The following is a 21,704-nucleotide window of genomic DNA, read 5'->3' as shown; positions in this document are numbered from 1 at the left end:
GCCGGGGCTACTCGTCCGAAGGCGGCTGCACCCGGCGGGTGGCCGGGATGGTGGCGCTCGCGGCGGCGTTCCGGGCCAGGGACTGGGCGCTCATCGAGGCGGCGGACGGAGCGGACGCGCGGAGCTGGGGCTGGGGCGCGGCGGCCGGGGCGGCGTCCTTGGCGAACACCTCCTTCAGCGTGGCGATGGAGCCCAGCGCGGCGGTGGCCTCATAGGGGATGAACATCTTGTTTTCGCCCTTGCCCAGCTCCTGGAGCGTCTCCAGGTAGCGCAGCGCGAGCACCTCCGGCGTGGCGCGGCCGGTGTGGATGGCCTCGAAGGTGAGGCGCGTGGCCTCGGCCTTGCCCTCGGCCTCCAGCATCACGGCGCGCTTGTGGCCTTCGGCGCGGGCGATCTCCGCGTCGCGCTCGGCCTCCGCGCGCAGGATGCGGGAGATCTTCTCGCCTTCGGCCTGGAGGATGGCGGCGGCCTTGTCACCTTCGGCCTTGGTGACCTCGGCGCGGCGCTCGCGCTCGGCGGTCATCTGCTTGGCCATGGCGGCCTTGATGGCCTGGGGCGGTTCAATCTCGCGCAGCTCCACGCGGGTGACCTTCACGCCCCACTTCTCCGTGGCCTCGTCCAGCACCATGCGCAGCTTGGTGTTGACCGTCTCGCGGCTGGTGAGCGTCTGATCCAGCGTGAGGCCGCCCATGACGTTGCGCAGGTTCGTCATGGTGAGCTGCTCGATGGCGAGCGCCAGGTTCTCCACCTGGTAGAGCGCCCGGCCCGGATCGACGATCTGGTAGTAGATGACCGAGCCGACCTCCATGTTGACGTTGTCATGGGTGATGACCTGGACGGTCTCGAAGCCCATGACCTGCTCGCGCAGGTCCACCAGGGTGTTGCGCGTGAAGCGGTTGCCGGCGCGCATCTCCATGGCGCGAGGGCTGTCCATGAAGGGGATGAGGATGTTGAGGCCGCTGGAGGCCACGTGGTGGAACTTCCCCAGCCGCTCCACGACCATCACCTTGGCCTGGGGAACGATGCGCACACCGGTGACGAGCCCGATCACGACGGCCGCGGCCGCGACGAGCAGAACAATGGTCAGTCCCATCCTGCGTTCTCCTTCTTCTTGCGACGCGCCGGTTGCAGCGCGACTTCGTTGGACGCCGACGGGCGTCGCACCCACAACTTGAGGCCTTCAATCTGCTCCACGGTGACGCGCTCGCCCTCGGGCAGGGGCCCGGACAGGGAGCGCGCCATCCACAGCTCGCCGTTGATGCGCACGGTGCCTCCGTGCCCGTCCGCCAGCGCCTCCATCACCACGGCCTCCTGGCCCAGCATCGCCTCCACGCCCGTCTTCAAGTGCACGGCGTCCCGCATGAAAACGTGTTTGAAGATGGTGCGGGACGCGCCGAAGAGGGCGGCGGACACCAGGATGAAGGCGAAGAGCTGGCTGTTGAGGCCCAGGCCCACCCCGGCCATCAGGGAGGCCATCAGCGCGCCCACCGCGAACCAGAGCGTCACGAAGCCGGGGAGCTTGATCTCCAGCGCGCCCAGGACGATGGCGGCGATCAACCAGAGCTGCCAGGCGGTGGTGTCCATATGGGGTCCTTGTTTGGCAGCGGCTTCGGCCCCCTGTCAAACCGGGCGGCCGGGCATCCGGAATCAATCAAAACGGAGGGTGGGTTCCGGGAAGGCCCTAAGGGGGCCCAAGCCGGGGGAAAAGCAGATGCCATACCTGTCCATCCGTGGTGCACGACTGTACTACGAGGACACAGGGGGGAGCGGGGAGCCGGTGCTTTTCAGTCACGGGCTGCTCTGGGACTCCCATCTGTTCCACCGGCAGGTGGAGGCCCTGAGGGGCCACTACCGCTGCATCGTGTACGACCACCGGGGCCAGGGGCAGAGCGAGCCCCCGCCTGGCGACTCGGTCATCGACCTGCGCACCGTGTATGAGGACGCCGTGGCGGTCATCCAGGCGCTGGGGCTGGCGCCGTGCCACTTCGTGGGCCAGTCCATGGGGGGCTTCGTGGGCCTGAGGCTGGCCGCGAGGCACCCGGAGCTCCTGCGCTCACTGGCGCTGCTGGACTCCTCGGCCGCGGCGGAGCTGCCGCTGACGCTGGCGCGCTACCGGGTGCTGACGACGCTCACGCACTGGCTGGGCCTGAGGCCGGTGGTGGATCGGATCATGTCGCTCTACTTCGGGCGCACGTTCATGCGGGACCCGGAGCGGGCCGAGGAGCGGGCGTTGTTGCGCCGGCAGTTGGCGGCGAACCCGCGCGCGGTGTGGCGCGCAATGCAGGGCGTCATCCACCGCCGCGGCGTGGAAGGGGAGCTGCACCGCATCCAGACGCCGACGCTGGTGCTGGTGGGGGAGGAGGACGCGGTGACGGTGCCGGAGGTGGCGGAGCGGCTGCACCAGCGCATCTGGGGCGCGCGGCTCAAGCGGCTGCCCTGCGGCGGGCACATGTGCATCCTGGAGCAGCCCCAGGCGGTCAACGTCGCGCTGGGAGACTTCCTGGAGGAGGTGGAGCGCGACTCGCTCCAGGAAGCGGTGATGGCGGTGGCGAACCAGCCCCGGGCCACGGGCTCGCGGCAGACGGCTTCCAACGCGACCTCCTCATGAATATCGCCAAAGGCAGCAATGGGCTTTCACGAACGGCCCCGCCATGTTCGTCCGGTTTTCAATCACAACTCAAACCGGGCATGAGAGGACTGCGGAATGGGAGACAATGGCTTCCTCCGTATGAGAGGAACAACCCATGAAGTCGCCCTCTCGCGAAACGGAGATCCAATCTAGCGCCTGAACGCCCGCTCAGTATCCTGATCCGGCGTGAGCTACGCCGAGTTGATGTGCCGGTCCCACTTCTCCTTCCTGCACGGCGCCTCCCATCCGGAGGAGCTGGTGGCCACCGCGGCCCGGCTGGGGTTGTCCGCGCTGGCGCTGACGGATCGGGACGGGCTCTACGGCGTGGTGAAGGCGCACCTCGCGGCGAAGGAGCACGGCGTGAAGCTGCTCCTGGGCGCGGAGCTGACGCTGGAGGACGGCCCGCCGGTGGTGGTGTACGCGCGGGACGCGGCCGGGTACTCGAACCTGTGCCGGCTGGTGTCCCACGGCCGGATGACGCACCCCAAGGGCGAGGCGGGCGTGCCCTGGCGCAAGGTGGCGGAGCACGCGTCGGGGCTGCTCGCGCTGCTCCCGGGCCCGGTGGCGTTGGAGGCGGTGGCTCCACTGGCGGAGGCGTTTCCCGGGAGCTTCCACGTGGGCCTGAGCCGCTCGCTGTCGGCGGGGGACGCGGCCCGGGAGGCGCGAGCGGAAGCGCTGGCCCGCGCGCTGGGCGTGCCGCTGGTGGTGCACAACGACGTGCACACGCACCACCGCGACCGGCAGGTGCTCCAGGACGTGCTCACGTCCATCCGCCACGGGGTGACGGTGGATCATGCGGGCACGCGGCTGTTCCCGAACGCGGAGCGGACGTTGAAGTCCCCCGAGGACATGGCGCGGCTGTTCGCGGACCGGCCGGAGGCGCTGGCGCGCACGGTGGAGCTGGCGTCGCGCTGCGAGGCGTCCCTGGACGCGCTGCACTACCGCTTCCCGGAGGAGGACCTGCCAGAAGGCCGCACGGCGGACGCGCACCTGCGGGTGCTCACGGAGGCAGGCCTGCGCACGCGCTATCCGGGGGGCGTGCCGCCCGCGGTGACGAAGCAGATCGACCACGAGCTGCGGCTCATCGCGGCGCTGGACTTCGCGGGGTACTTCCTGTCGCTGTGGGACATCGTGATGTTCGCGCGGGGGCGGGGCATCCTCTGCCAGGGGCGGGGCAGCGCGGCGAACTCGGCGGTCTGCTACGCGCTGGGCATCACGGCCATTGATCCGGTGCGGATGGGGCTGTTGTTCGAGCGCTTCCTCAGCATGGAGCGCAAGGAGCCGCCGGACATCGACGTGGACTTCGAGCACGAGCGGCGCGAGGAGGTGCTCCAGTACGTCTACGAGAAGCACGGCCGCCGCCACGCGGGCATGGTGTGCGAGGTGATCTGCTACCGGGGACGGCTCGCGCTGCGCGAGGCGGGCAAGGCGCTGGGGCTGTCGTTGGATCAGGTGGACCGGCTGTCTCGGGTGGCGTCGTCGCACGGCTTCCAGGTGACGCCGGACGTGCTCCAGGAGGCGGGCCTGTCACCGACGGACGGGCGGGTGCTGCGGACGCTGTCGGTGGCGAAGGAGCTGGAGGGCGTGCCCCGGCACCTGTCCATCCACGTGGGCGGCTTCGTGATGACGCGCGAGCCGCTGGTGGACCTGGTGCCGGTGGAGAACGCGGCGATGCCGGGCCGCACGGTCATCCAGTGGGAGAAGGATGACATCAACGCGGTGGGGCTCCTGAAGGTGGACCTGCTGGCGCTGGGCATGTTGACGGCGCTGTCGCGCTGCTTCGCCCTGATCCACAAGCACTACGGTCGCGAGCTGTCCCTGGCCACGGTGCCGCCGGAGGACCCGAAGGTCTACGACATGCTGTGCAATGCGGACACGGTGGGCGTGTTCCAGATCGAGAGCCGCGCGCAGATGAACATGCTGCCCCGGCTCCAGCCCCGGGAGTTCTACGACCTGGTGGTGCAGATCGCCCTCATCCGGCCGGGGCCCATCGTGGGCAACATGGTGCACCCGTACTTGCGCAGGCGGCACGGCCAGGAACAGGTGACGTACCCGAGCGACGAGGTGCGCGGCATCCTCCAGAAGACGTTGGGCGTGCCGCTCTTCCAGGAGCAGGCGATGCGGCTCGCGATGGTGGCGGCGGGCTTCAGCGCGGGAGAGGCGGACGGCCTGCGGCGGGCGCTGAGCCACAAGCAGGCGGAGGCGCGCATCCTCCCGTACCGGGGCCGCTTCGTGGAGGGCTGCGAGGCGAAGGGCTACACGCGAAAGCAAGCGGAGGAGTGGTTCGACCACTTCCGGGGGTTCGCGCACTACGGGTTCCCGGAGAGCCACTCCGCGAGCTTCGCGTTGATTGCCTATGCGTCCAGCTGGCTGAAGTGCCACTACCCGGCGGCCTTCACGGCGGCGCTGCTCAATTCACAGCCCATGGGGTTCTACGCGCCGCACACGCTGGTAGCGGACGTGCAGCGGCACGGCGTGGAGGTGCGGCCGGTGGACGTGCGCCGTTCGAGCTGGGACTGCACGTTGGAGGACGGGGCGGTGCGGCTGGGGTTGAGGATGGTGCGGGGGCTGGGCGAGTCCTCGGGCCGGGCGGTGGAGACCGCGAGGCGGGGGGACTACACGAGCGTGGGAGACCTGGCGCGGCGGGCGCGCATTCCCCGGCATGACTTGACGCGGCTGGCGTTGTCGGGAGCGCTGGCGTCGCTGTGCGGGGCGCGGAGGCAGGCGCTGTGGGAGATCCAGGCGCTGGGGCCGCTGGACGCGGACGACCTGTTCTTCGGCATGCCCATGGATGGCACGGCGGTCCAATTGCCTCCCATGGGCGTCCAGGAGCGGGTGGTGGCGGATTACGACACGGTGGGGTTGTCGCTGGAGAAGCACCCCATGGAGTTGCTCCGGCCCACGTTGAAGCGGATGGGGGCGGTGACGGCGGAGGGGTTGAAGCGGGTGTCGGCGGGGCGGCCGGTGAAGGTGGGGGGGATGATGATCTGCCGGCAGATGCCGCCCACGGCGAAGGGGATCTGCTTCATCTCGCTGGAGGACGAGACGGGGATCGCCAACCTGGTGGTGCCCTCGGAGGTGTATGCGCGGTGCAGGCAGGAGATCCACGGCGCGCTGTTCCTCGTGGGGGAGGGGATGCTGGAGCGCTCGGGGAAGGTGACGAACGTGAAGACGCGCAGCGTGGTGTCCGTGCGGCAGTGAGACGTAGGAACACCCAGCTACATCTGCACGTCTGTTCCCGTGATCCGTGGAGGGATGGGCAGGAATACCCACGGGGGCATGGAACAACCCGTATTGCTAGCGATATAGGTTGCTTCTGTCTGGAGTGTAGTAGCGTGGATCAGAACGGGAGGGTACTCAGTGCGCAACAGTCTTCGGTGGTTGGGGTCGCTGCTCGATCGCGTGGGCCTGTCTGAAGTGGTGGAGGAGGCGAGCGATTGGGTTCGGTACTACGCGCAGGGCAAGCCGCCCGTGAGTGAGCCAGCGCCAACCCGCGTCTCCCGCCCGGTGCGCTCCGAGGCTCCGCGCGCGTCCGTGCATGAGGTGATCGAGTCCCTGCGCAACGCGATTCCGGAGCGCCAGGTGGACGCGATGGTGGTGGGGGTCCCCTTCGAGGGCCGCATGGAGCTGGCGCCCGCCGCCCGCCGCAAGACGGCGCCCAAGGCGAAGAAGGCCGCGAGCAAGAAGAGCGCGGCGAAGAAGGCCCCGGCCGCGAAGAAGGCGGTGCCCGCGAAGAAGAAGAGCGCGGCGAAGAAGGCCCCGGCCGCGAAGAAGGCGGCCTCGTCCGGAGCCTCGAGCGAGGATGCGGTGTCGGTGCTGGAGACCGCGCTGCGAGGCCACGCGCGCCAGAAGGACCTGGTCTCCGCGGGCAAGGAGAAGGATCAGCTCCTGCGCTCGCTGATCCCGCTGTACCTGGCGAAGTCGCTGGACGTGGAGGTGACGTCCGGAACGACGTCGCGCTTCTGGAGCGGGCTGGGCGTGACCTACGCCGCGCCGAACGCCGCCAAGGCGCTGCGCCTGCACGCCGGCTACGCCCAGGACACCAAGAAGGGCAAGGCCATCACCGCCAAGGGCGTCCGCTACGTGGAAGACGCCCTCACGCAGGCCGCGAAGTAGCTCCTGCCGGGCCAGATGCCGCGCCTTCGCTGCCCACTCAATCACGGCATCCGCCGTGTTTGGGCATGGGCAGCGATTGCTTGCATGGTGTCTTGCGCCACGAGTGGGCTTCAGTCGGAGACTCAGGCTGGCTCAATCGAAGCCATTCCCTCTGCAGCCTTTGCATGGCCGGAGGACGTAGAGCCCATGGCAACGCTGGATGGCCCCGCCATCCTGGCTTGCCATGCGGCCCTCCAGGATGTCGTGAGCCGGTTTCCCAAGGCGCGCCGGAATGAATGCATCTTCACGGCGCGTGCCCTGGAGGTCGTCGTGGGCAAAGGGAAGGGCGTCTACATCGTCCGGGTGAACCGGCGCGTCGACTACTGCGAGGGAGTCGGACCCGGTGGCAACTTCGAACTCGACTGGTTCGAGCTCTACGCCGTCTCACCCGAGGGCCGGATCATCGAGCGCCATCAGCACGCGCCTTGACGCAAGCTCTCAATCCCTCGCGGACCGTGATCCCGGGACCGGCAGGTTGTCCGTCCTCCGGTATGTGGCCACCACGGAGTACTTCGTGTCCGCCGTGTGGTTCCGGCTCGCCGCGTGGAACAGCCGCGCGTGGAAGAGCAGCACATCCCTGGGGAACAGCCGCACGTACCGCGCGCCTTCGATGAGCGCCGCGTTCTCGGGCAGGTCCGGCCGCAGGAAGAGCTTCGCGTCGTAGCGCTCCGGTGCGAACTGCATCCGGTGCGTGCCGGGTAGCACCTTCAGGCCGCCGTTCTCCGGCGTCTCCGGCCCCAATGCCAACCACGTGGAGATCAGCTCCGGCCGCGTGAAGGCCCAGTAGCGCACGTCCTGGTGCCACCCCGTGTCCGAAGAGAAGCGCGGCTGCTTCGTCATCACGCAGTTGTGGTGCGCCCGCGCCTGCACCGCCGGCCCGTCCAGCAACTGCCCCAGCGCCTCCAGCATCCGCGCGTCGTCGAACCACGCCGCGAACAGGGGAGCGCGCCCATGCGCCTTCAGCAACCGCCTCACCGTCCGTCCGCCCTCGGCATCGATGCTCGCCGGTGAGCCCGGATAGGCGACTTCGGCCTCGTACTCCACCGGGCCGTCACCAGAGGCGAGCTGGTCCTGGATGACGGCCCGCATCCGCTCACACGTCCCGCCCTCCACGAAGGACGGCAGGACGAGATACCCATCGGTGGCGAAGCGCTGGCACTGCTCGGGGCTCAGGACGGACATGGCGCCCGCTTCTTAATGGCGGCGCCCGCCGCATGCACCTGTCGCGATGCCTCAGCTCAGCAGCCGCGAATCATCCAGGTCGATTTCATCCTGGATGAGGTCCACGCCGTTCTGCCGGAACCGCCGCGCCGCCGCCCGGCTGCGCGGGCCGTGCCCGTGCTCCAGGCACCACTGCGCGTGCTCACTGAGCAGCGCCAGCTCCAGCGTGCGGCCCAGCGTCAGGGAGAAGCGCCGCGCCCCAGCCTCCATCGTGGTGGGGTTCGCCATCGCGCCGGACACCCACGCCCGCGCGTGCTCCAGCGCGTCGTGCGCCGTCTTCACGCACGGCCGCAGGCCCGCGTCCGTCACCTTCGACAGCCGGCCCTCCACCTCGCGGAAGAACGCCTCCAGCGTGCCTTCCTTCGCCAGCGCGCGCAGCGAGTCCAACGACAACACGTTCGTTGTTCCCTCCCAGATGGACAGCACCTGCGCGTCCGCCTGGATGCGCGGCAGGCCCGTGTCCTCCACGTAGCCCGCGCCGCCGAAGGACTCCGTCACCTCCGACGTGATGTGCACTACCTGCCGGCCCGTGGTCAGCTTCGCCAGCGGCGTCACCAGCCGCTGCAACAACAGCTCCTGCTCCGTCGCCGTGCGCGTCTCCAGCTTGCCCAGCAGCTCCACCCCGCGGAACGCCAGCAGGAAGCCCGCCTGGAACTCCGCCTCCAGCCCCGCCAGCGTGTCCATGTGCAGCGGCTTCTCCGACAGCGGCGCGCCGAACTGCACCCGGCGCTTCGCGTAATCGTGCGCCAGCGCCATCGCCCGGCGCATGCTCCACGTCGCGCCCATCGCGTTCCAGGTGCGCGTCACGTTCAGCATCATCGCCATGTTGCGGATGCCGTCCGTCAGCCCCGCCACCGGCACCGCCAGCGTCCCGTCCAGCGTCAGCTCCGCCGTGGGCACCTTGCGCGTGCCCATCTTGTCCTTCAGGCGGTTGATCTGGATGCCATTGAGCCGGCCCTGCGCGTCCCGCGTCTCCACGAAGAAGAGCGCCAGCCCCTTGCCGCCGGGGCCGTTGCCCGTGGGCCTCGCCAGCGTCAGCGCCATCTGCGCCGTCGTCGCGGACGTGAACCACTTCGTGCCGTGCAGCCGCCAGCCCTCGGGGGACTGCCGCGCCTCCGTCAGCGTGAGCCCCACGTCCGAGCCACCCGTGCGCTCCGTCATCCACTGGCCCGACGTCCAGAACGTCGCCGGATCGCGCGACGTCAGGTGGGGCAGGGCGTGGTCGATGAGCGCCTGGTTGCCCAGCGACAGGAGCGACCGCGCCGCGCCGTCCGTCATCGCCAGCGGGCACGAGTAGACGTCCAGCGACGGCTGCACCAGGTAGTTCAACGCGAACTGGTGCACGCGGCTGAGCGCGCCGCTCTTCTGCTCGTAGGCCACCGCGACCAGGCCCTTCTTCGCGGTCAGCGCCTCCGCCTCCTTCCACAGCGGTGACACCTCGATGTGATCAATGCGCTGACCCCACGGGCTCCACTGCGTGAGCACGGGCTCGTTCAGCCGGTCGCGCTGCTGGAACTCGTAGAAGTACTTGCCTCCCAGCTCTCCCAGCTCGCGGAAGTCATCCTGGAGCGAACGAAACATGTCCTCCGGAAGGGTACGGGCGAGGTAGCCCTGCAGGAACGCGTCGTCGTCGTACTGGTTGCCAAGACCGGGGGGTGCCTGGAAGAAGCTCATGGCCCGAAGTTAACACCGCTGACACGACGGTGGGGTACAGTGACCTCCCCCTCCCGCCGGAGCCGTGATGGCTGACTTCACCCGCAGGCCCCCCCTTGGCCCAGGTCCGTCTTCCCTCGGCGCCGAGCAGGACGAAAATCGCAACATCACCCCGCTGGAGACGCCCGCCGCGTCGGCGAACCCCGTCTTCTCCGCGCCGCCGCGTCCGCGCCCGCCCGCCCCGGCTGGTGCGGCCCTGGGCGGCGAGCAGCGTCCAGAGCCCACCCGCTCCAGGCCGGCGCAGTCCGCCCCGCTGCCGTCCGTCATCTTCGATCCGATGCCGCGCCCCCGCGTGCCTCCCGCGCAGTCCGCGGGCGTGGCCCCACCGGGTGCGCCGCCGCCGTTCGGCGAGGAGATGCTCGACGTGCAGACCGAGCGGCGCACCGCGCCCCCTGGCCCGCCTCCACCCGCGCAGGACTCCGAACGCCGCGCGGGCCCCGGCCCGGAGCGCCGCGGTCCCCCGGACGCGGAGCGCCGCGGCCCGAGCAGCCCCTCCGGCGGCCCCGACCGTCGCAGTGCCGCCCCGGCGCCACCGCCGGGCTACGTGGGCCCGGAGCGGCGCGGCGTCCGGCGTACCGATGGCTCGGACGCCTCGGCGACGAACCGCTTCTGGCCCGCGCAGCCCAAGACGCTCCAGGAGTCCGGCCTCAACGCGACCTTCGTGGAGGAGCTGGTCCTCAAGGCCATCTTCTTCGCGGGCGAGATGCGCGGCATGGACGTGGCCACGCGCCTTCAACTGCCCAGCGCGCTGGTGGACGAGGTCATCGAAGGCCTGCGCCGGCAGAAGTACATCGACATCCGTGGCGGTGGTGGATCCGGCGTGGGCCGCTCCACGATGATCTACCAGCTCACGACCTTCGTGACGGACGTGCTGCGGCAGATCCTGGACCGCAACCGCTACAACGGTCCGGCGCCCGTGCCGTTCAACGAGTGGGTCGCCGCCGTGAAGCAGCAGACCGTGCGCGGCAACCGCATCACCCGCCATCGCATGCAGGACAAGTTCGGCGACCTGATCATCCGCGACTACATCTTCGACGGCATCGGTCCGGCGATGAACTCCGGGCGCGCCATCTTCTTCTATGGCCCCCCGGGCAACGGCAAGACGGCCATCTGCCAGGGCATGGTCAACTGCTACGAGGGAGACATCTTCATTCCGCACGCGCTGCTCGTCGACGACTTCGTCGTGAAGATGTTCGACGCGAACATCCACCGCGCGGTGGAGGACGAACCCGGCATGCCGTCGTATGACCGCCGCTGGGTGCGCTGCCGCCGCCCGCTCGTGGTGGTGGGCGGTGAGCTCACGCTGGAGATGCTCGACCTCGTCTACACGCCGGAGGTGAAGTACTACGAGGCCCCGTTCCAGATGAAGGCGTCCAACGGGATGCTCCTCATCGACGACTTCGGCAGGCAGAAGGTGTCCCCCAAGGAGCTGCTCAACCGGTGGATCGTCCCGCTGGAGAGCGACGTGGACATCCTCACGCTCCACACCGGCAAGAAGCTCCAGGTGCCCTTCGACGTGTTCGCCGCGTTCTCCACGAACCTGGATCCCAGCGCCCTGGTGGATGACGCCTTCCTGCGCCGCGTCCGCTACAAGCTGGAGGTGCAGCGCCCGGACGAGGAGCAGTTCCACGAGATCTTCCAGATGATGTGCAGGAAGCGCGGCGTGCCCTACGACGCGCGCGCCGTGGACTACCTCATCGACGAGCACTATCGCCCGCACCACCGGCCCTTCGCCGCGTGCCAGCCTCGCGACCTGTTGGATCAGGTCATCGACATGGCGAACTACCAGGGCCAGACGCCGCGCCTGGATCCCGCGCTGCTGGACGCCGCCGTTCGCAGCTACTTCGTGCGCTTCGACAAGCCGGCGGACTCCTCGCCCACCGCCGCGTCCGCCCGCTGAATCGGTTGGGGGCCGTCCCCCGCGAACGGCCCCCACGGTGACGGCTGGAGCCACGTGCGCACCGTCTCCACGGGCACGTTGGCCAGCACGTCCACGATGGACAGCCCCGTCACGAAGCGCCCCTCGCGCCCCTGCGCGTAGTCCGGGTGGCGGAAGCGCTGCCACAAGAGGCGCACGTCCACCGCGCGGAAGCGCTCCGGCTTCAGGTACACCGTGGAGCCCGTCCCCGAGTAGTACGTGTGCGCGCCCGTCTGGAGGCAGTACTCCACCAGCCGCTGCGTCTTGTCCTCGCCCCTGCGCTCCAGCGTGGAGGAGAGCACCAGGTTCGGCTCCAGGCCCAGCGGCGCGTGGAACAGCGCCATGCTGGACAGGAGCACGCGCAACAGCGACCCCGGTCCGGACTCGCGCGCGGCGGCGTCGTAGAAGGGCTCCAGCAGCGGCAGCACCTGCGCGCGGAAGTGCGGCCGTCCTCCGTAGAGCGTCACCATCGCCTGGAGATGCTTGCGCGCCCAGGGCTGGCTCTGATCCACCGTCAGGTCGCGGATGCGCGTGTCGCGGTGCGGATCCTCCAGCGGGATGGACAGCCACTGGAAGCCCGGCTCGGACGGGGGCGGCGTGGGCACGCCGTGGGGCAGGGCGACGCGCGTGCGGCGCTGCCAACCGCGCCGGAGCCACTGCACGTCGTCCAGCACCACCAGCGTGCCGGCGCGGGCCACCTGCTCGTAGAAGTCCACCCACGGCAGGTAGTGGGGTTGCTCGGCGACGAGGACTCCAGGGTGTCCGGACACGCCCGGGATGATAGGGCCTTTCAGTCGCCGCGCACCGGGTGACGGAACATCGGAGGGAACACGCGCGGGGCCTTCTTCTTGCGCACGCAGGTGGTGTCCGCGCTCATGTAGCAGGCGGAGAACGCGCGCCGCCGCTGTCCGGGCCGGCCGCGCCCGGAGCGGTGCCAGACGTGGTTGTGCACGAGCAGCGCCTCTCCAGCCCGCACCGGCAGGGGCACCACGTGTCCTTCCGCGTCCGCCGCCTCCACGCGGTCCGGAGGAATCACGCCGCCCAGTGACGTCACCAGGCCCGCGCGGTGGCTGCCCGGAATCACCTCCAGACAACCGCCGCCTTCTGGCGCGTCGTCCAGCGCGGTCCAGATTTGAAGGTCCGGCTCGCGCGTGAGGCCCCACAGCTTTCCGCCGTCCTGGTGGAAGGGCAGGTTGCTGCCGCCCGCGGGGCCCTTGTGGAAGAGGATGGCGCGGTACAGGACGATGTCGCCGGGGATGCGCGCGCGGGTGATCCGCTCGAACAGCGGGTTCTCCATCCACGCGAGGAAGCGCGGATCCTTCTCCAGCTTCTCCAGCTTGCGGTAGTCCAGGGACGGACCCTGCCAGCCCAGCCCCAGGGGCGCGTCCTCGTAGCGGCCGGTGGTGGCGTCCGGCTGGAAGAACATGCCCGGGTACACCACGCGGCCGAGCATCAGGTCGTCCGCCCGCTCGCGCAGGGCCTCCACACCCGCGTCGTCCAACACCCGGCCCAGGCGCGCGAAGCCGTGCGCCTCGTAGTGGGCGAGCACGGCCGCCACGTCCAACCCTTCCGCCTCCACGCTGAGCATCGCGCGCACCATTGCCTGGAGCCCCGGTCGCGTCCAGCCTGGCTTGCGCGGACAGGGGAGGGCGCACTCGTGGGAGGGGCTGTCGGCCCTTGCACCCGCGCCTGCCCGGCCGCATGGTGGGCGGGGATGCCCTACCGTCGCGCCACGCACCTCGTCTCCGCCCCGGATGGCACCCGGGTGGCGGTCCACACCCACAGCTCGGGCAAGCCGGAGGAAGGCCGCGACGCCGCGCTCGCGGACCGCCCCACGGTGTTGCTGACCAACGGCATCGGCACGTCGGAGAACTTCTGGCGCCACATCGTCGCCGACCTGGAGCAGGACCACCGCGTGGTGCACTGGGACTACCGCGGCCACGGCATGAGCGAGGAGTCGCGCGACAACGACTACCGCGTCCAGGTGCATGTGGACGACCTGGAGCGCGTCACCGAGGCGGCCATGGCGCGCGGCGACGGCAAGCCCCCGCACCACATCGCCTTCTCCATGGGCGTGCGCATCCTGCTGGAGCTGTACCGCCGCCGGCCGGATCTGGTGCCGTCCATGACTCTCATCGCGGGGACGCCGGGCGTGCCTGGTTCGGCGGATCCGCGCTGGGGATCCCGCTTCGCGTTGTCCGCCGCGAAGGGAGTGCTGGCCGCGGGGACGCCCTGGGTGCCGGTGGTGGCGCCCGCGGTGAAGGCCTTCCTCGCCACCCCGCTGGCGGATCCGCTGGCGCGGGCCGTAGGGGCGCTGCGGCCCCGGGCTCCGCGCGAGGACATCGCCGAGTTCCTGGACGCGCTCTACCACATGAGCGCGCAGGCCTATTGGCGCACGCTGCGAGGCCTCACGGAGGGCCACGCCTGGGACGTCCTCCCCTCCATCCGGGTGCCCGTGCTGATCATCGCCGCGAGCGATGACGTCCTCGTGCCCCTGTCGGAAGTGCAGCGGCTGCACCGCGCGCTGCCCCAGGCCTACTGGCTCCAGGTGGATGACGCCGGCCACGCGGGCCTCCTGGAGGCTGGGACGGAGATCGCCTGGTCCGTGCGGGGCTTCCTGGATGCGCATGGATTGGAGGATTGAGCCTCCTCGCAAACCCCCGAGACTCCTGGCTGAAGCCGGGGCGGCCCGGACGACCCACCCGCACTGTCAGGTCTTGAGAATCCGGTGACCCGGAAGGTTCCATGGCCGTGAGCCAGAAGTCACTGGGAGGGGTTTGCGTCGGCCTGTAATTTTGTGGTTTGCAGGAGGCTCAGTACTCAACACGGAGTCTTCATGTCCTGGTCTTCCCGGCATCTGCTGGTCCCTTTGTCAGCGGTGCTGTTGGTGTTGTCGGCGTGCGGTGGTGATGACGACAAGAACCCTGTCTGCGGCAACGGCATCATCGAGAGTGGCGAGGCGTGCGACGACGGCAACCGCGTCGAAGGCGACCGCTGCAACAACAGCTGTCAGGTGACCACGCCCACGAACGACGCGGGCACCAACACGGACGCCGGCACTGACGCGGGCACCGAGACGGACGCCGGCACGACCACCGACGCGGGCACCGAGACGGACGCCGGCACGACCACCGACGCGGGCACCGAGACGGACGCCGGCACGACCACCGACGCGGGCACCGAGACGGACGCTGGCACGACCACCGATGCCGGCACGACCACTGACGCCGGCACGACCACCGACGCGGGCACCGAGACGGACGCCGGCACGGTGACGGACGGCGGCTCTGGCCCGGTCGACGCGGGCACGGACGCTGGCACGGAGACGGACGCGGGCACCATCGACGCGGGCACGGACGCCGGCACGGAGACGGACGCGGGCACCATCGACGCGGGCACGGACGCCGGCACGGAGACGGACGCGGGCACCATCGACGCGGGCACGGATGCCGGTACGGAGACGGACGCGGGCACGGACGGCGGCGCCACCGACGGCGGCCCGGCTCCGGACGCGGGCACGGGTTCGGACGCGGGCACGGGTTCGGACGCGGGCACCACGGCGACGCTCAACGCGCTGGAGCCGGCCGCGGTCTTCGCGCGCTCGGGCACCACGGGTGAGACGATTCCGGAGCCGCTCGCGGTTTCGCTGAGCGCCAACGCCACCGCGGACGTCGTGATCCAGGTCACCTCGTCCAGCCCCTCGGTCGTCATCGCCAACAATGGCCAGGTGACGGTGCCCGCAGGCTCGCGCTCCGCGGCGATCATCGTGACGGCGAACGACGCGGCGGGCTCCGCCAAGGCGACGCTGACGGCCACGCTGGGGGGTGACTCGCGCACCGCCACCGTGCGCGTGCTCGGTGCGACGGAAGCGGCCTCGCTGGCGTTCCTGTCGCCGGAGACGGTGTCCCTGGCCGCCGGTCAGACGGCCAACGTCACCGTGACGCTCGACATCCCGGCCGCGGCGGCCACGTCCGTGGCGCTGTCCACGACGGGCAACGTGGGCTCCGTGCCGGCCACCGTGACGGTGCCGGCCAACGAGCTCTCCGCGAAGTTCGTCTTCACCGCCGGCGCCGCCGGTTCGACGGGCACCATCGTGGCCACGCTCAACGGCCAGTCCGTGTCCGCCCAGGCGCAGGTCACCGTCGCCCCCACGACGAACCACATCGTCATCAGCGAGCTGGCGGGTGGTGGACCCGGTGGTGCGGGCGATGAGTTCGTGGAGCTCTACAACCCGACGAACGCGGAGGTGAACATCGGTGGCTGGAAGCTCCAGTACCGGAGCGCCGCCGGTCCCAACTACTCGGGCTCCTTCACGCTGCCGGCCACCGCGCGCATCGCGGCCCACGGCTTCTTCCTGCTGACCAACCGGGACTACGTGGGCACGGTCACCACCGACAGCAGCTGGGGCACCACCTTCGCCATGGGCGCCGCCGTGGGCCACGTCCGCATCGGGACCGCTGCGATGCAGAACACTCCGGGCGACACGAACGCGGTGGACACGGTGGGCTACGGCGGCACGGCGAACGCCGCCGAAGGCAACAGCCCCGTCACCGGGACCATCGCGACCAACGGAAGCATCGAGCGCAAGGCCAACGCCGGCTCGTCCGCCGCCACCATGGAGGGCAGCGGCGCGGACGCGGCGAAGGGCAATAGCTACGACACCAACGTGAACAGCGCGGACTTCATCCTCCGCACCACGCGCGGCCCGCAGAACAAGGCGAGCGGCACGGAAGTCCCTTGACGCACTGAGCAGTGACCGGCCCCCACCGTCCGTCCAGGAACGGTGGGGGCTGGCAATACCCGCGCGCTTTCGCCATAAGCGGGGGCGTGCGAGTCGTCTCCTGGAACGTCAACGGTCTGCGCTCCATCCACCGCAAGGGTTTCCTCCCGTGGCTGTCCAAGGCCCGGGCGGACATCGTGGGGCTGCAGGAGGTGCGCGCCCGCGTGGAGCAGCTCCCCGCGGAGGTGCGCGCCCCCCGCCGTTGGAAGACCCACTTCGTGGCCGCGGAGCGCCCCGGCTACAGCGGCGTGGGCCTCTTCAGCCGCCACGAACCGGACGACCTCACCACCACCTTGGGCGCGCCGGAGATGGACGCGGAGGGCCGCCTCCAGTTCGCCCGCTACGGCAAGCTCACCGTGGTCAACGGCTACTTCCCCAACGGCAACGGGAAGGACCGGGACCTCTCCCGCATCCCCTTCAAGCTGGACTTCTACCGCCGCCTCTTCGCGCGCCTGGAGAAGCCCCTGCGCGACAAAGAGCGCGTGCTGGTGATGGGGGACTTCAACACCGCCCACCGCGACATCGACCTGGCGCGCCCGCGCGAGAACCGCGAGACGAGCGGCTTCCGTCCGGAGGAGCGCGAGGAGTTCGACCGGTGGATCCGCGCGGGCTGGGTGGACACCTTCCGCCACTTCAACGCGGAGGCAGGCCACTACTCCTGGTGGAGCCAGCGCGCCGGCGTGCGCGAGAAGAACATCGGCTGGCGCATCGACTACGTGCTCGCCACCCCCGCGGCGCTCTCCTTCGTGAAGAAGGCCTCCGTGCACTCGGACGTCCACGGGTCGGATCACTGCCCGGTGAGCGTGGACCTGGACCCCGCGGTCCTCACCTGAACCCCCTCATGCCCAAGGGACACCTCTCATGAACGCACTGCTCTCCATCTGGACCTGGGTCGAGGTGGGCCTGGTCGCCCTGGTGGGCTTCCTCGTCCAGCTCTCCCTGTTCATCCTCACGTTCCTGTTCGACAAGCGCCGCTACGTGGCGGGCCGCTGCTTCCGTTTGGTGGGTGTCACCGCCGCGAAGCTCACGCCCTTCTGGCGCTTCGGCGTGCATGGGAACGTGCCGGACCGCGTGGCGCCCAACACCGTGGTGGTGAGCAACCACGAATCCAACGCGGACTGCTTCCTCATCTCCTTCCTGCCGTGGGAGATGAAGTGGTTGGGCAAGCGGAGCCTCTTCAAGGTGCCCGTGGTGGGTTGGATGATGAGCCTCGCCGGGGACGTCTCGGTGGAGCGCGGTGACCGCGACTCGGCCACCGGCGCCATGGCGCGCTGCAAGGAGTGGATGCTCAAGGGGATGCCGGTGATGATCTTCCCGGAGGGCACGCGCTCCAAGACGGATGAGCTGCTGCCCTTCAAGGACGGCGCCTTCCGGCTCGCCATCGAGATGCAGGCGGACGTGCTGCCCCTGGCGGTGAGCGGCACGCGGCTGGCGCTGCCCAAGCACTCGTGGCGCTTCGCCACGTCGCGCGGGCTGGTGACGGTGGGCACGCCCATCCCCACCAAGGGCATGACGATGGACGACGTGGAGTCACTCAAGAACCAGGCGCGCGCCCAGATTGAAGCCCTGCGCGCGTCGCTCAAGCCGTTGACGGGGGGCTCTGCCTCCGTGCCGGCGTCGGACGCCAACGTCGCCCCCTGAGCGGCCGGCGGGCCGGGGCGTGCGTGTTTGTCCAGGAACGCACGCTGCCCAGATTGTTGAGCCTTCAAGCAGGGTCTGGACTATGGAGTCCACCCTGGGCCGTTCCTCTCGGTCCGGCTCGGCGCCTGGCGCCCAGGAAGGAAGCGCGTGATGACGCCGGGCGGTCCACGTGAAGAGCAGCGGGTGGCCACGGGCATCCCCGGCCTGGACACCGTGCTGTGCGGCGGCCTGCGCAAGGGCCGCATGTACATGGTCCTGGGCCTGCCGGGCGCGGGCAAGACCATCCTCGCCAACCAGATCTGCTTCCATCAGGCGGCCCAGGGCCACCGGGTCCTCTACCTCACGCTCCTGGCCGAGTCGCACACGGAGCTGGTGAGCAACCTCCAGACGCTGTCGTTCTTCGACCCGGCCTGCGTGCCGGGGAAGATCAGCTACCTGAGCGCCTTCACCATCCTGGAGCAGGGCGGGCTGGACGCGCTCGCGGAGCTGGTGCGCAAGGAGATCAAGTCGCACAAGGCCTCGCTGCTCGTGCTGGACGGACTGCTGGCGGCGGAGGAGCTGGCGCCGTCGCGGCAGGCGCTCAAGAAGTTCATCCACGGCCTCCAGGTCGTGACGGGCCTCATCGGCTGCACCACGGTGGTGCTCACCACCGGGGGCGACAAGGGCCTGCGCGCGGAGCACACCATGGTGGATGGCCTGCTGCTGCTCCAGCAGAAGAACTTCGGAGTGCGCACCCTGCGCGAGCTGCGCGTGAGCAAGTTCCGGGGCAGCGCGTACAAGCTGGGGCAGCACGGCTTCGAGATCACCGGTGACGGTCTCACCGTCTATCCCCGCCTGGAATCCATGGTGGACGGCAACCTGGTGCCCGGCGCGGGGAAGCGCGATCGCGACGCCTTCGGTGTGGCCGGCCTGGACTCGATGCTCAAGGGGGGCGTGCCGGCGGGCTCCACCACCATCCTCCTGGGGCCTCCAGGCAGCGGAAAGACGCTGCTGGGCTTGAGCTTCCTGGCGGAAGGCGCCCGCCAGGGGGAGCGCAGCCACTACTTCGCCTTCTACGACGCGCCGGAGCGGATGCTCGCGCAGGCGGCGGGCGTGGGCCTGCACCTGCAGCCCCTGATGGAGCGCGGGGACCTGGAGGTGAGCTTCCGGCCGCCCACGGAGAACATCCTCGACAAGCTGGGCACGGAGCTGCTGACCATCGTGCGCAGCGGCCGGGTGCGCCGCATCTTCCTGGATGGCTACGAGGCGCTCCGCCGCGCCTCCACCCGCAATACGCGGGTGGCGCGCTTCCTGGCGGCGCTCGTCAATGAGTGCCGGGTGCGCGAGGTGACCCTCGTCTACACCGCCGAGACGACCTCCGCCTTTGGCCCGGAGGTGAAGTTCCCGCTCAAGGGCATCTCCATGGTGGCGGAGAACATCCTGTTCCTGCGCATGGTGGAGCTGCACTCCGGGCTGCGCCGCTTCATCGCGGTGCTGAAGGTGCGCAACAGCGCCTTCGATCCCGCCGTGCGCGAGCTGGAGATCACGAACAAGGGACTCAAGGTCGGCCAGCCCTTCGCGGAAGGGCAGATGTTGATGACGGGGCTCGCGCGCACGCGGACTCCGGAGCCGACCCCCTTGCCGAAGCCGCGCAGCAAACCGCGCGCGGGCAGCAGGTCTACCGCCAAGGCGGGGACACTGTCGAAGCCGCGCCGGAACGTCTCCAAGCGTCGAGGCACGTGACCATGGGGCCCGTCCTCATTGTCGACGACGAGTTCGGCATCGTGGAGGCCGTGCGGGACCTCCTGTCGGACGAAGGCTACCGCACGGCCACGGCGCTCAACGGCCGCGAGGCCCTGGAGCGGATGCGACAGGAGCGCCCGTCGATGATCCTGCTCGACTACATGATGCCGGTGCTCAACGGGCCCGGGGTGCTGGAGTCCATGCAGAAGGATCCGGCCCTGCGCGACGTCCCGGTGGTGATGATGAGCGCCAGCCCGCCGGACTTCTGGCAGCACCTGCCGTGCGCGGGCTTCCTGCCCAAGCCCTTCGACATCGAGCAGTTGCTGGGCATGGTCCGGCGCATGGTCGGTCCGCCGCCAGTGACGCACTGAAGGCCTGTCAGGGATTGAAGTCGGTCGCGGTTCGTGACCTTGACAGGGCGGTCATGAGCAATCTATTGCGTAGTGTCTACTGGGGGACACTTCAATCATTGGCGCCCTCACGTCCGTCATCGACTGGGAAGGCGTCTTGAAATCTCTCTGGTGTGTGTGTCTCCGGTCCCCCTGGCTCCTGGGAGGACTGGTGGCGGGTGCCCTGGCCTGCTCCTCGGAGTCGCCGGCCCCGGCCCCGGCCATCGAACCCTCGCCTGTCCTGGCCGAGCACCGCACGGCGCTGGCGGAGACCGCCTCGAACGAGGTCGGTGAGGACTGCACGAAGCACGGTGCGTCCGGATGCAAGTCAGGCATCTGCCTGCACACCGGGGCGCTGCCCGACGAGGGCTATTTCTGCAGCCAGACGTGCACCGGCGAAGCCCAGTGCCCGGCGCAGTGGAAGTGCTCGCGCGTGCATCCTGGAGCCAGCGCCCGAGTCTGCATCCCCCCCGCGGAGTGGAAGGGCGCCGTGGCGCCCTCCCGCGGCTGATCCCCCCTTTCCTTCAAGCATTTTTCTCCGTCGGAGACGGCGATGCCTTTGTCTGTCCGCATGTTGTTGTGTGTCCTGTGTTTGGTTTCCTGGGGGGCGGCGGAGGCAGCGCCCACCTGCTCCTCGGGTGATGTCACCTCATGCACTACAGGAGGAGGGTGTGGAGGCTTCAAGCAGTGCTCGGCGCCTCCAGGGGACGTGGGGGAGTGGGGCGAATGCATGCCCCATAATCAGCCCCAGGCCTGTGGCGCGTGCGGCGCGGGGGGAACGGCCACCTGCGTGGACGGCGAGTTCCTGGGCCCATGTCAGCCCCCCACGGCCCAGGCGCTGGATGCCTGCGGCAACGGCTGCGATGACGACCGGGACGGCGAAGCGGACGAAGGCTGCGCGGGCAACTCCACGTTCGACTACTGCGAGCGGAACCCGGCCGGTGGCTATGTGCGCTGGACCTGTGGCTGTGGCGATGGCCTGAACGTCGGCTACTGCCTGGGCTCGGGGGACTCCCAGGCCTCGTGCAGCGGTCCGAATGGGTGTCTCAAGGCCCCGAGCTTTGGTCTCGGAGGGAGCCAGGCCGGAGGCAACTTCCAGTGCTGCGTGTCCAGCAAGTCCTGCAGTGAGCCCGGCTACATCGCGGGCGAGATGCACTGTGTCACGGGAAGCTCGCAGAACTTCCAATGCGCTCCCGGCGGCACCTCGTGTGAAGACAGCAACGCGTGTGGGAACACCTGCGCGGGAATCAAGCCCCAGATTGATCTTCTCACGGGGGCGAAGACCCTCAGCGGTACGTATTGCGCGGCGGGCCCCGTGTGCGCCTACGCCCAGGGAGGCTTCGGCAACCCGCGTGGAGGCCCCAGCGCCAGCGACTACAGCGAATGGATCGACGTCATCGGCGTCGCCGCGCCGCCTCGGATCGAGCCTAAACCTGGGAGCACCCTGACGACCCCGCCCCCGGAGCACCTGCCAGGCCGGGATGGCCCCAGCCGTGGTGGAGGTCGTGGCGGCGGGAGCGGTGGCGGTGGCGGTGG

At 69.8% G+C, this 21,704-nt stretch carries 19 protein-coding genes; 13 read left to right on the top strand and 6 right to left on the bottom strand.

The annotated features are described in order from the left end of the window. Window positions 1-7 precede the first annotated feature (7 nt). Together D7X99_RS34445 and D7X99_RS34440 are read right to left on the bottom strand one after the other, a co-directional pair. A complete protein-coding gene (locus D7X99_RS34445; protein ID WP_121781467.1) occupies window positions 8-1,093 on the bottom strand; it encodes an SPFH domain-containing protein in 1,086 nt (361 codons plus the stop codon). Continuing rightward, window positions 1,084-1,584 carry an NfeD family protein gene (locus D7X99_RS34440; protein WP_121781466.1) on the bottom strand — a complete coding sequence of 167 codons (501 nt, stop codon included), beginning with the start codon at window positions 1,582-1,584 and terminating at the stop codon, window positions 1,084-1,086. The genes D7X99_RS34445 and D7X99_RS34440 overlap by 10 nt, the downstream gene beginning before the upstream one ends. A 127-nt stretch (window positions 1,585-1,711) precedes the next feature. Here D7X99_RS34440 and D7X99_RS34435 point away from each other — a divergent pair, with 127 nt between their 5' ends. The 4 genes from D7X99_RS34435 (at window position 1,712) to D7X99_RS34420 (ending at window position 7,213) form a co-directional block, all read left to right on the top strand. Next, a complete protein-coding gene (locus D7X99_RS34435) occupies window positions 1,712-2,608 on the top strand; it encodes an alpha/beta fold hydrolase (protein WP_120579571.1) in 897 nt (298 codons plus the stop codon). A 207-nt stretch (window positions 2,609-2,815) separates the two neighbouring features. Then, complete coding sequence (locus D7X99_RS34430) at window positions 2,816-5,830, top strand: error-prone DNA polymerase (protein ID WP_121781465.1); 3,015 nt, start codon at window positions 2,816-2,818, stop codon at window positions 5,828-5,830. Window positions 5,831-5,989: 159 nt separating this feature from the next. Then, window positions 5,990-6,745, top strand: a complete 756-nt coding sequence (locus D7X99_RS34425) for a hypothetical protein (RefSeq protein ID WP_233613946.1) — start codon at window positions 5,990-5,992, stop codon at window positions 6,743-6,745. A 186-nt stretch (window positions 6,746-6,931) separates the two neighbouring features. After that, window positions 6,932-7,213 (top strand): hypothetical protein, encoded by a 282-nt coding sequence (locus D7X99_RS34420; RefSeq protein ID WP_121781464.1) that lies wholly within the window; start codon window positions 6,932-6,934, stop codon window positions 7,211-7,213. A gap of 9 nt (window positions 7,214-7,222) precedes the next feature. Here D7X99_RS34420 and D7X99_RS34415 read toward each other — a convergent pair whose 3' ends face one another. Both D7X99_RS34415 and D7X99_RS34410 read right to left on the bottom strand, forming a co-directional pair. Beyond that, window positions 7,223-7,966 (bottom strand): phytanoyl-CoA dioxygenase family protein, encoded by a 744-nt coding sequence (locus D7X99_RS34415; RefSeq protein ID WP_121781463.1) that lies wholly within the window; start codon window positions 7,964-7,966, stop codon window positions 7,223-7,225. Between the two features lie 51 nt (window positions 7,967-8,017). Continuing rightward, window positions 8,018-9,679 (bottom strand): acyl-CoA dehydrogenase family protein, encoded by a 1,662-nt coding sequence (locus D7X99_RS34410; protein WP_121781462.1) that lies wholly within the window; start codon window positions 9,677-9,679, stop codon window positions 8,018-8,020. A 67-nt stretch (window positions 9,680-9,746) separates the two neighbouring features. Here D7X99_RS34410 and D7X99_RS34405 point away from each other — a divergent pair, with 67 nt between their 5' ends. Continuing rightward, window positions 9,747-11,618, top strand: a complete 1,872-nt coding sequence (locus D7X99_RS34405) for an ATPase (RefSeq protein ID WP_121781461.1) — start codon at window positions 9,747-9,749, stop codon at window positions 11,616-11,618. Here the strand turns inward: D7X99_RS34405 and D7X99_RS34400 are convergent. Together D7X99_RS34400 and D7X99_RS34395 are read right to left on the bottom strand one after the other, a co-directional pair. After that, the gene (locus D7X99_RS34400) at window positions 11,558-12,406 is read right to left on the bottom strand and encodes a WbqC family protein (RefSeq protein WP_121781460.1); all 849 of its coding nucleotides are present in this window, start codon (window positions 12,404-12,406) and stop codon (window positions 11,558-11,560) included. The genes D7X99_RS34405 and D7X99_RS34400 overlap by 61 nt on opposite strands. 20 nt (window positions 12,407-12,426) lie before the next feature. After that, complete coding sequence (locus D7X99_RS34395) at window positions 12,427-13,236, bottom strand: phytanoyl-CoA dioxygenase family protein (RefSeq protein ID WP_233613945.1); 810 nt, start codon at window positions 13,234-13,236, stop codon at window positions 12,427-12,429. Between the two features lie 114 nt (window positions 13,237-13,350). On the opposite strand from D7X99_RS34395, the gene D7X99_RS34390 reads away from it, so the two are divergent. The 8 genes from D7X99_RS34390 to D7X99_RS34355 form a co-directional block, all read left to right on the top strand. Continuing rightward, window positions 13,351-14,280, top strand: coding sequence for an alpha/beta fold hydrolase (locus tag D7X99_RS34390; protein ID WP_121781459.1), 930 nt, complete (start codon window positions 13,351-13,353; stop codon window positions 14,278-14,280). Between the two features lie 192 nt (window positions 14,281-14,472). Further along, on the top strand, window positions 14,473-16,377 hold the full coding sequence (locus D7X99_RS34385; protein WP_121781458.1) for a lamin tail domain-containing protein: 1,905 nt from the start codon (window positions 14,473-14,475) through the stop codon (window positions 16,375-16,377). An 86-nt stretch (window positions 16,378-16,463) separates the two neighbouring features. Further along, a complete protein-coding gene (locus D7X99_RS34380; RefSeq protein WP_121781457.1) occupies window positions 16,464-17,249 on the top strand; it encodes an exodeoxyribonuclease III in 786 nt (261 codons plus the stop codon). 28 nt (window positions 17,250-17,277) lie between these two features. Then, window positions 17,278-18,057: a 1-acyl-sn-glycerol-3-phosphate acyltransferase gene (locus D7X99_RS34375; protein ID WP_121781456.1), complete on the top strand. Its 780-nt coding sequence runs from the start codon at window positions 17,278-17,280 to the stop codon at window positions 18,055-18,057. A gap of 150 nt (window positions 18,058-18,207) precedes the next feature. Beyond that, entirely contained in the window at window positions 18,208-19,779 is a 1,572-nt protein-coding gene (locus tag D7X99_RS34370) for an ATPase domain-containing protein (protein ID WP_121781455.1), read from the top strand. Window positions 19,780-19,781: 2 nt separating this feature from the next. Then, entirely contained in the window at window positions 19,782-20,150 is a 369-nt protein-coding gene (locus tag D7X99_RS34365; protein ID WP_120599321.1) for a response regulator, read from the top strand. Window positions 20,151-20,340: 190 nt separating this feature from the next. Beyond that, entirely contained in the window at window positions 20,341-20,679 is a 339-nt protein-coding gene (locus D7X99_RS34360) for a hypothetical protein (RefSeq protein WP_147476345.1), read from the top strand. A 219-nt stretch (window positions 20,680-20,898) separates the two neighbouring features. Then, on the top strand, window positions 20,899-21,704 hold an 806-nt coding region (locus D7X99_RS34355; RefSeq protein ID WP_304997905.1), incomplete at its 3' end, for a hypothetical protein.

The sequence above is a fragment of the Corallococcus sp. AB032C genome (assembly GCF_003668935.1).
In the GTDB taxonomy this organism is placed as follows: Bacteria; Myxococcota; Myxococcia; order Myxococcales; family Myxococcaceae; genus Corallococcus; species Corallococcus exiguus.
This window is presented reverse-complemented; position numbering and strand designations above follow the sequence as displayed.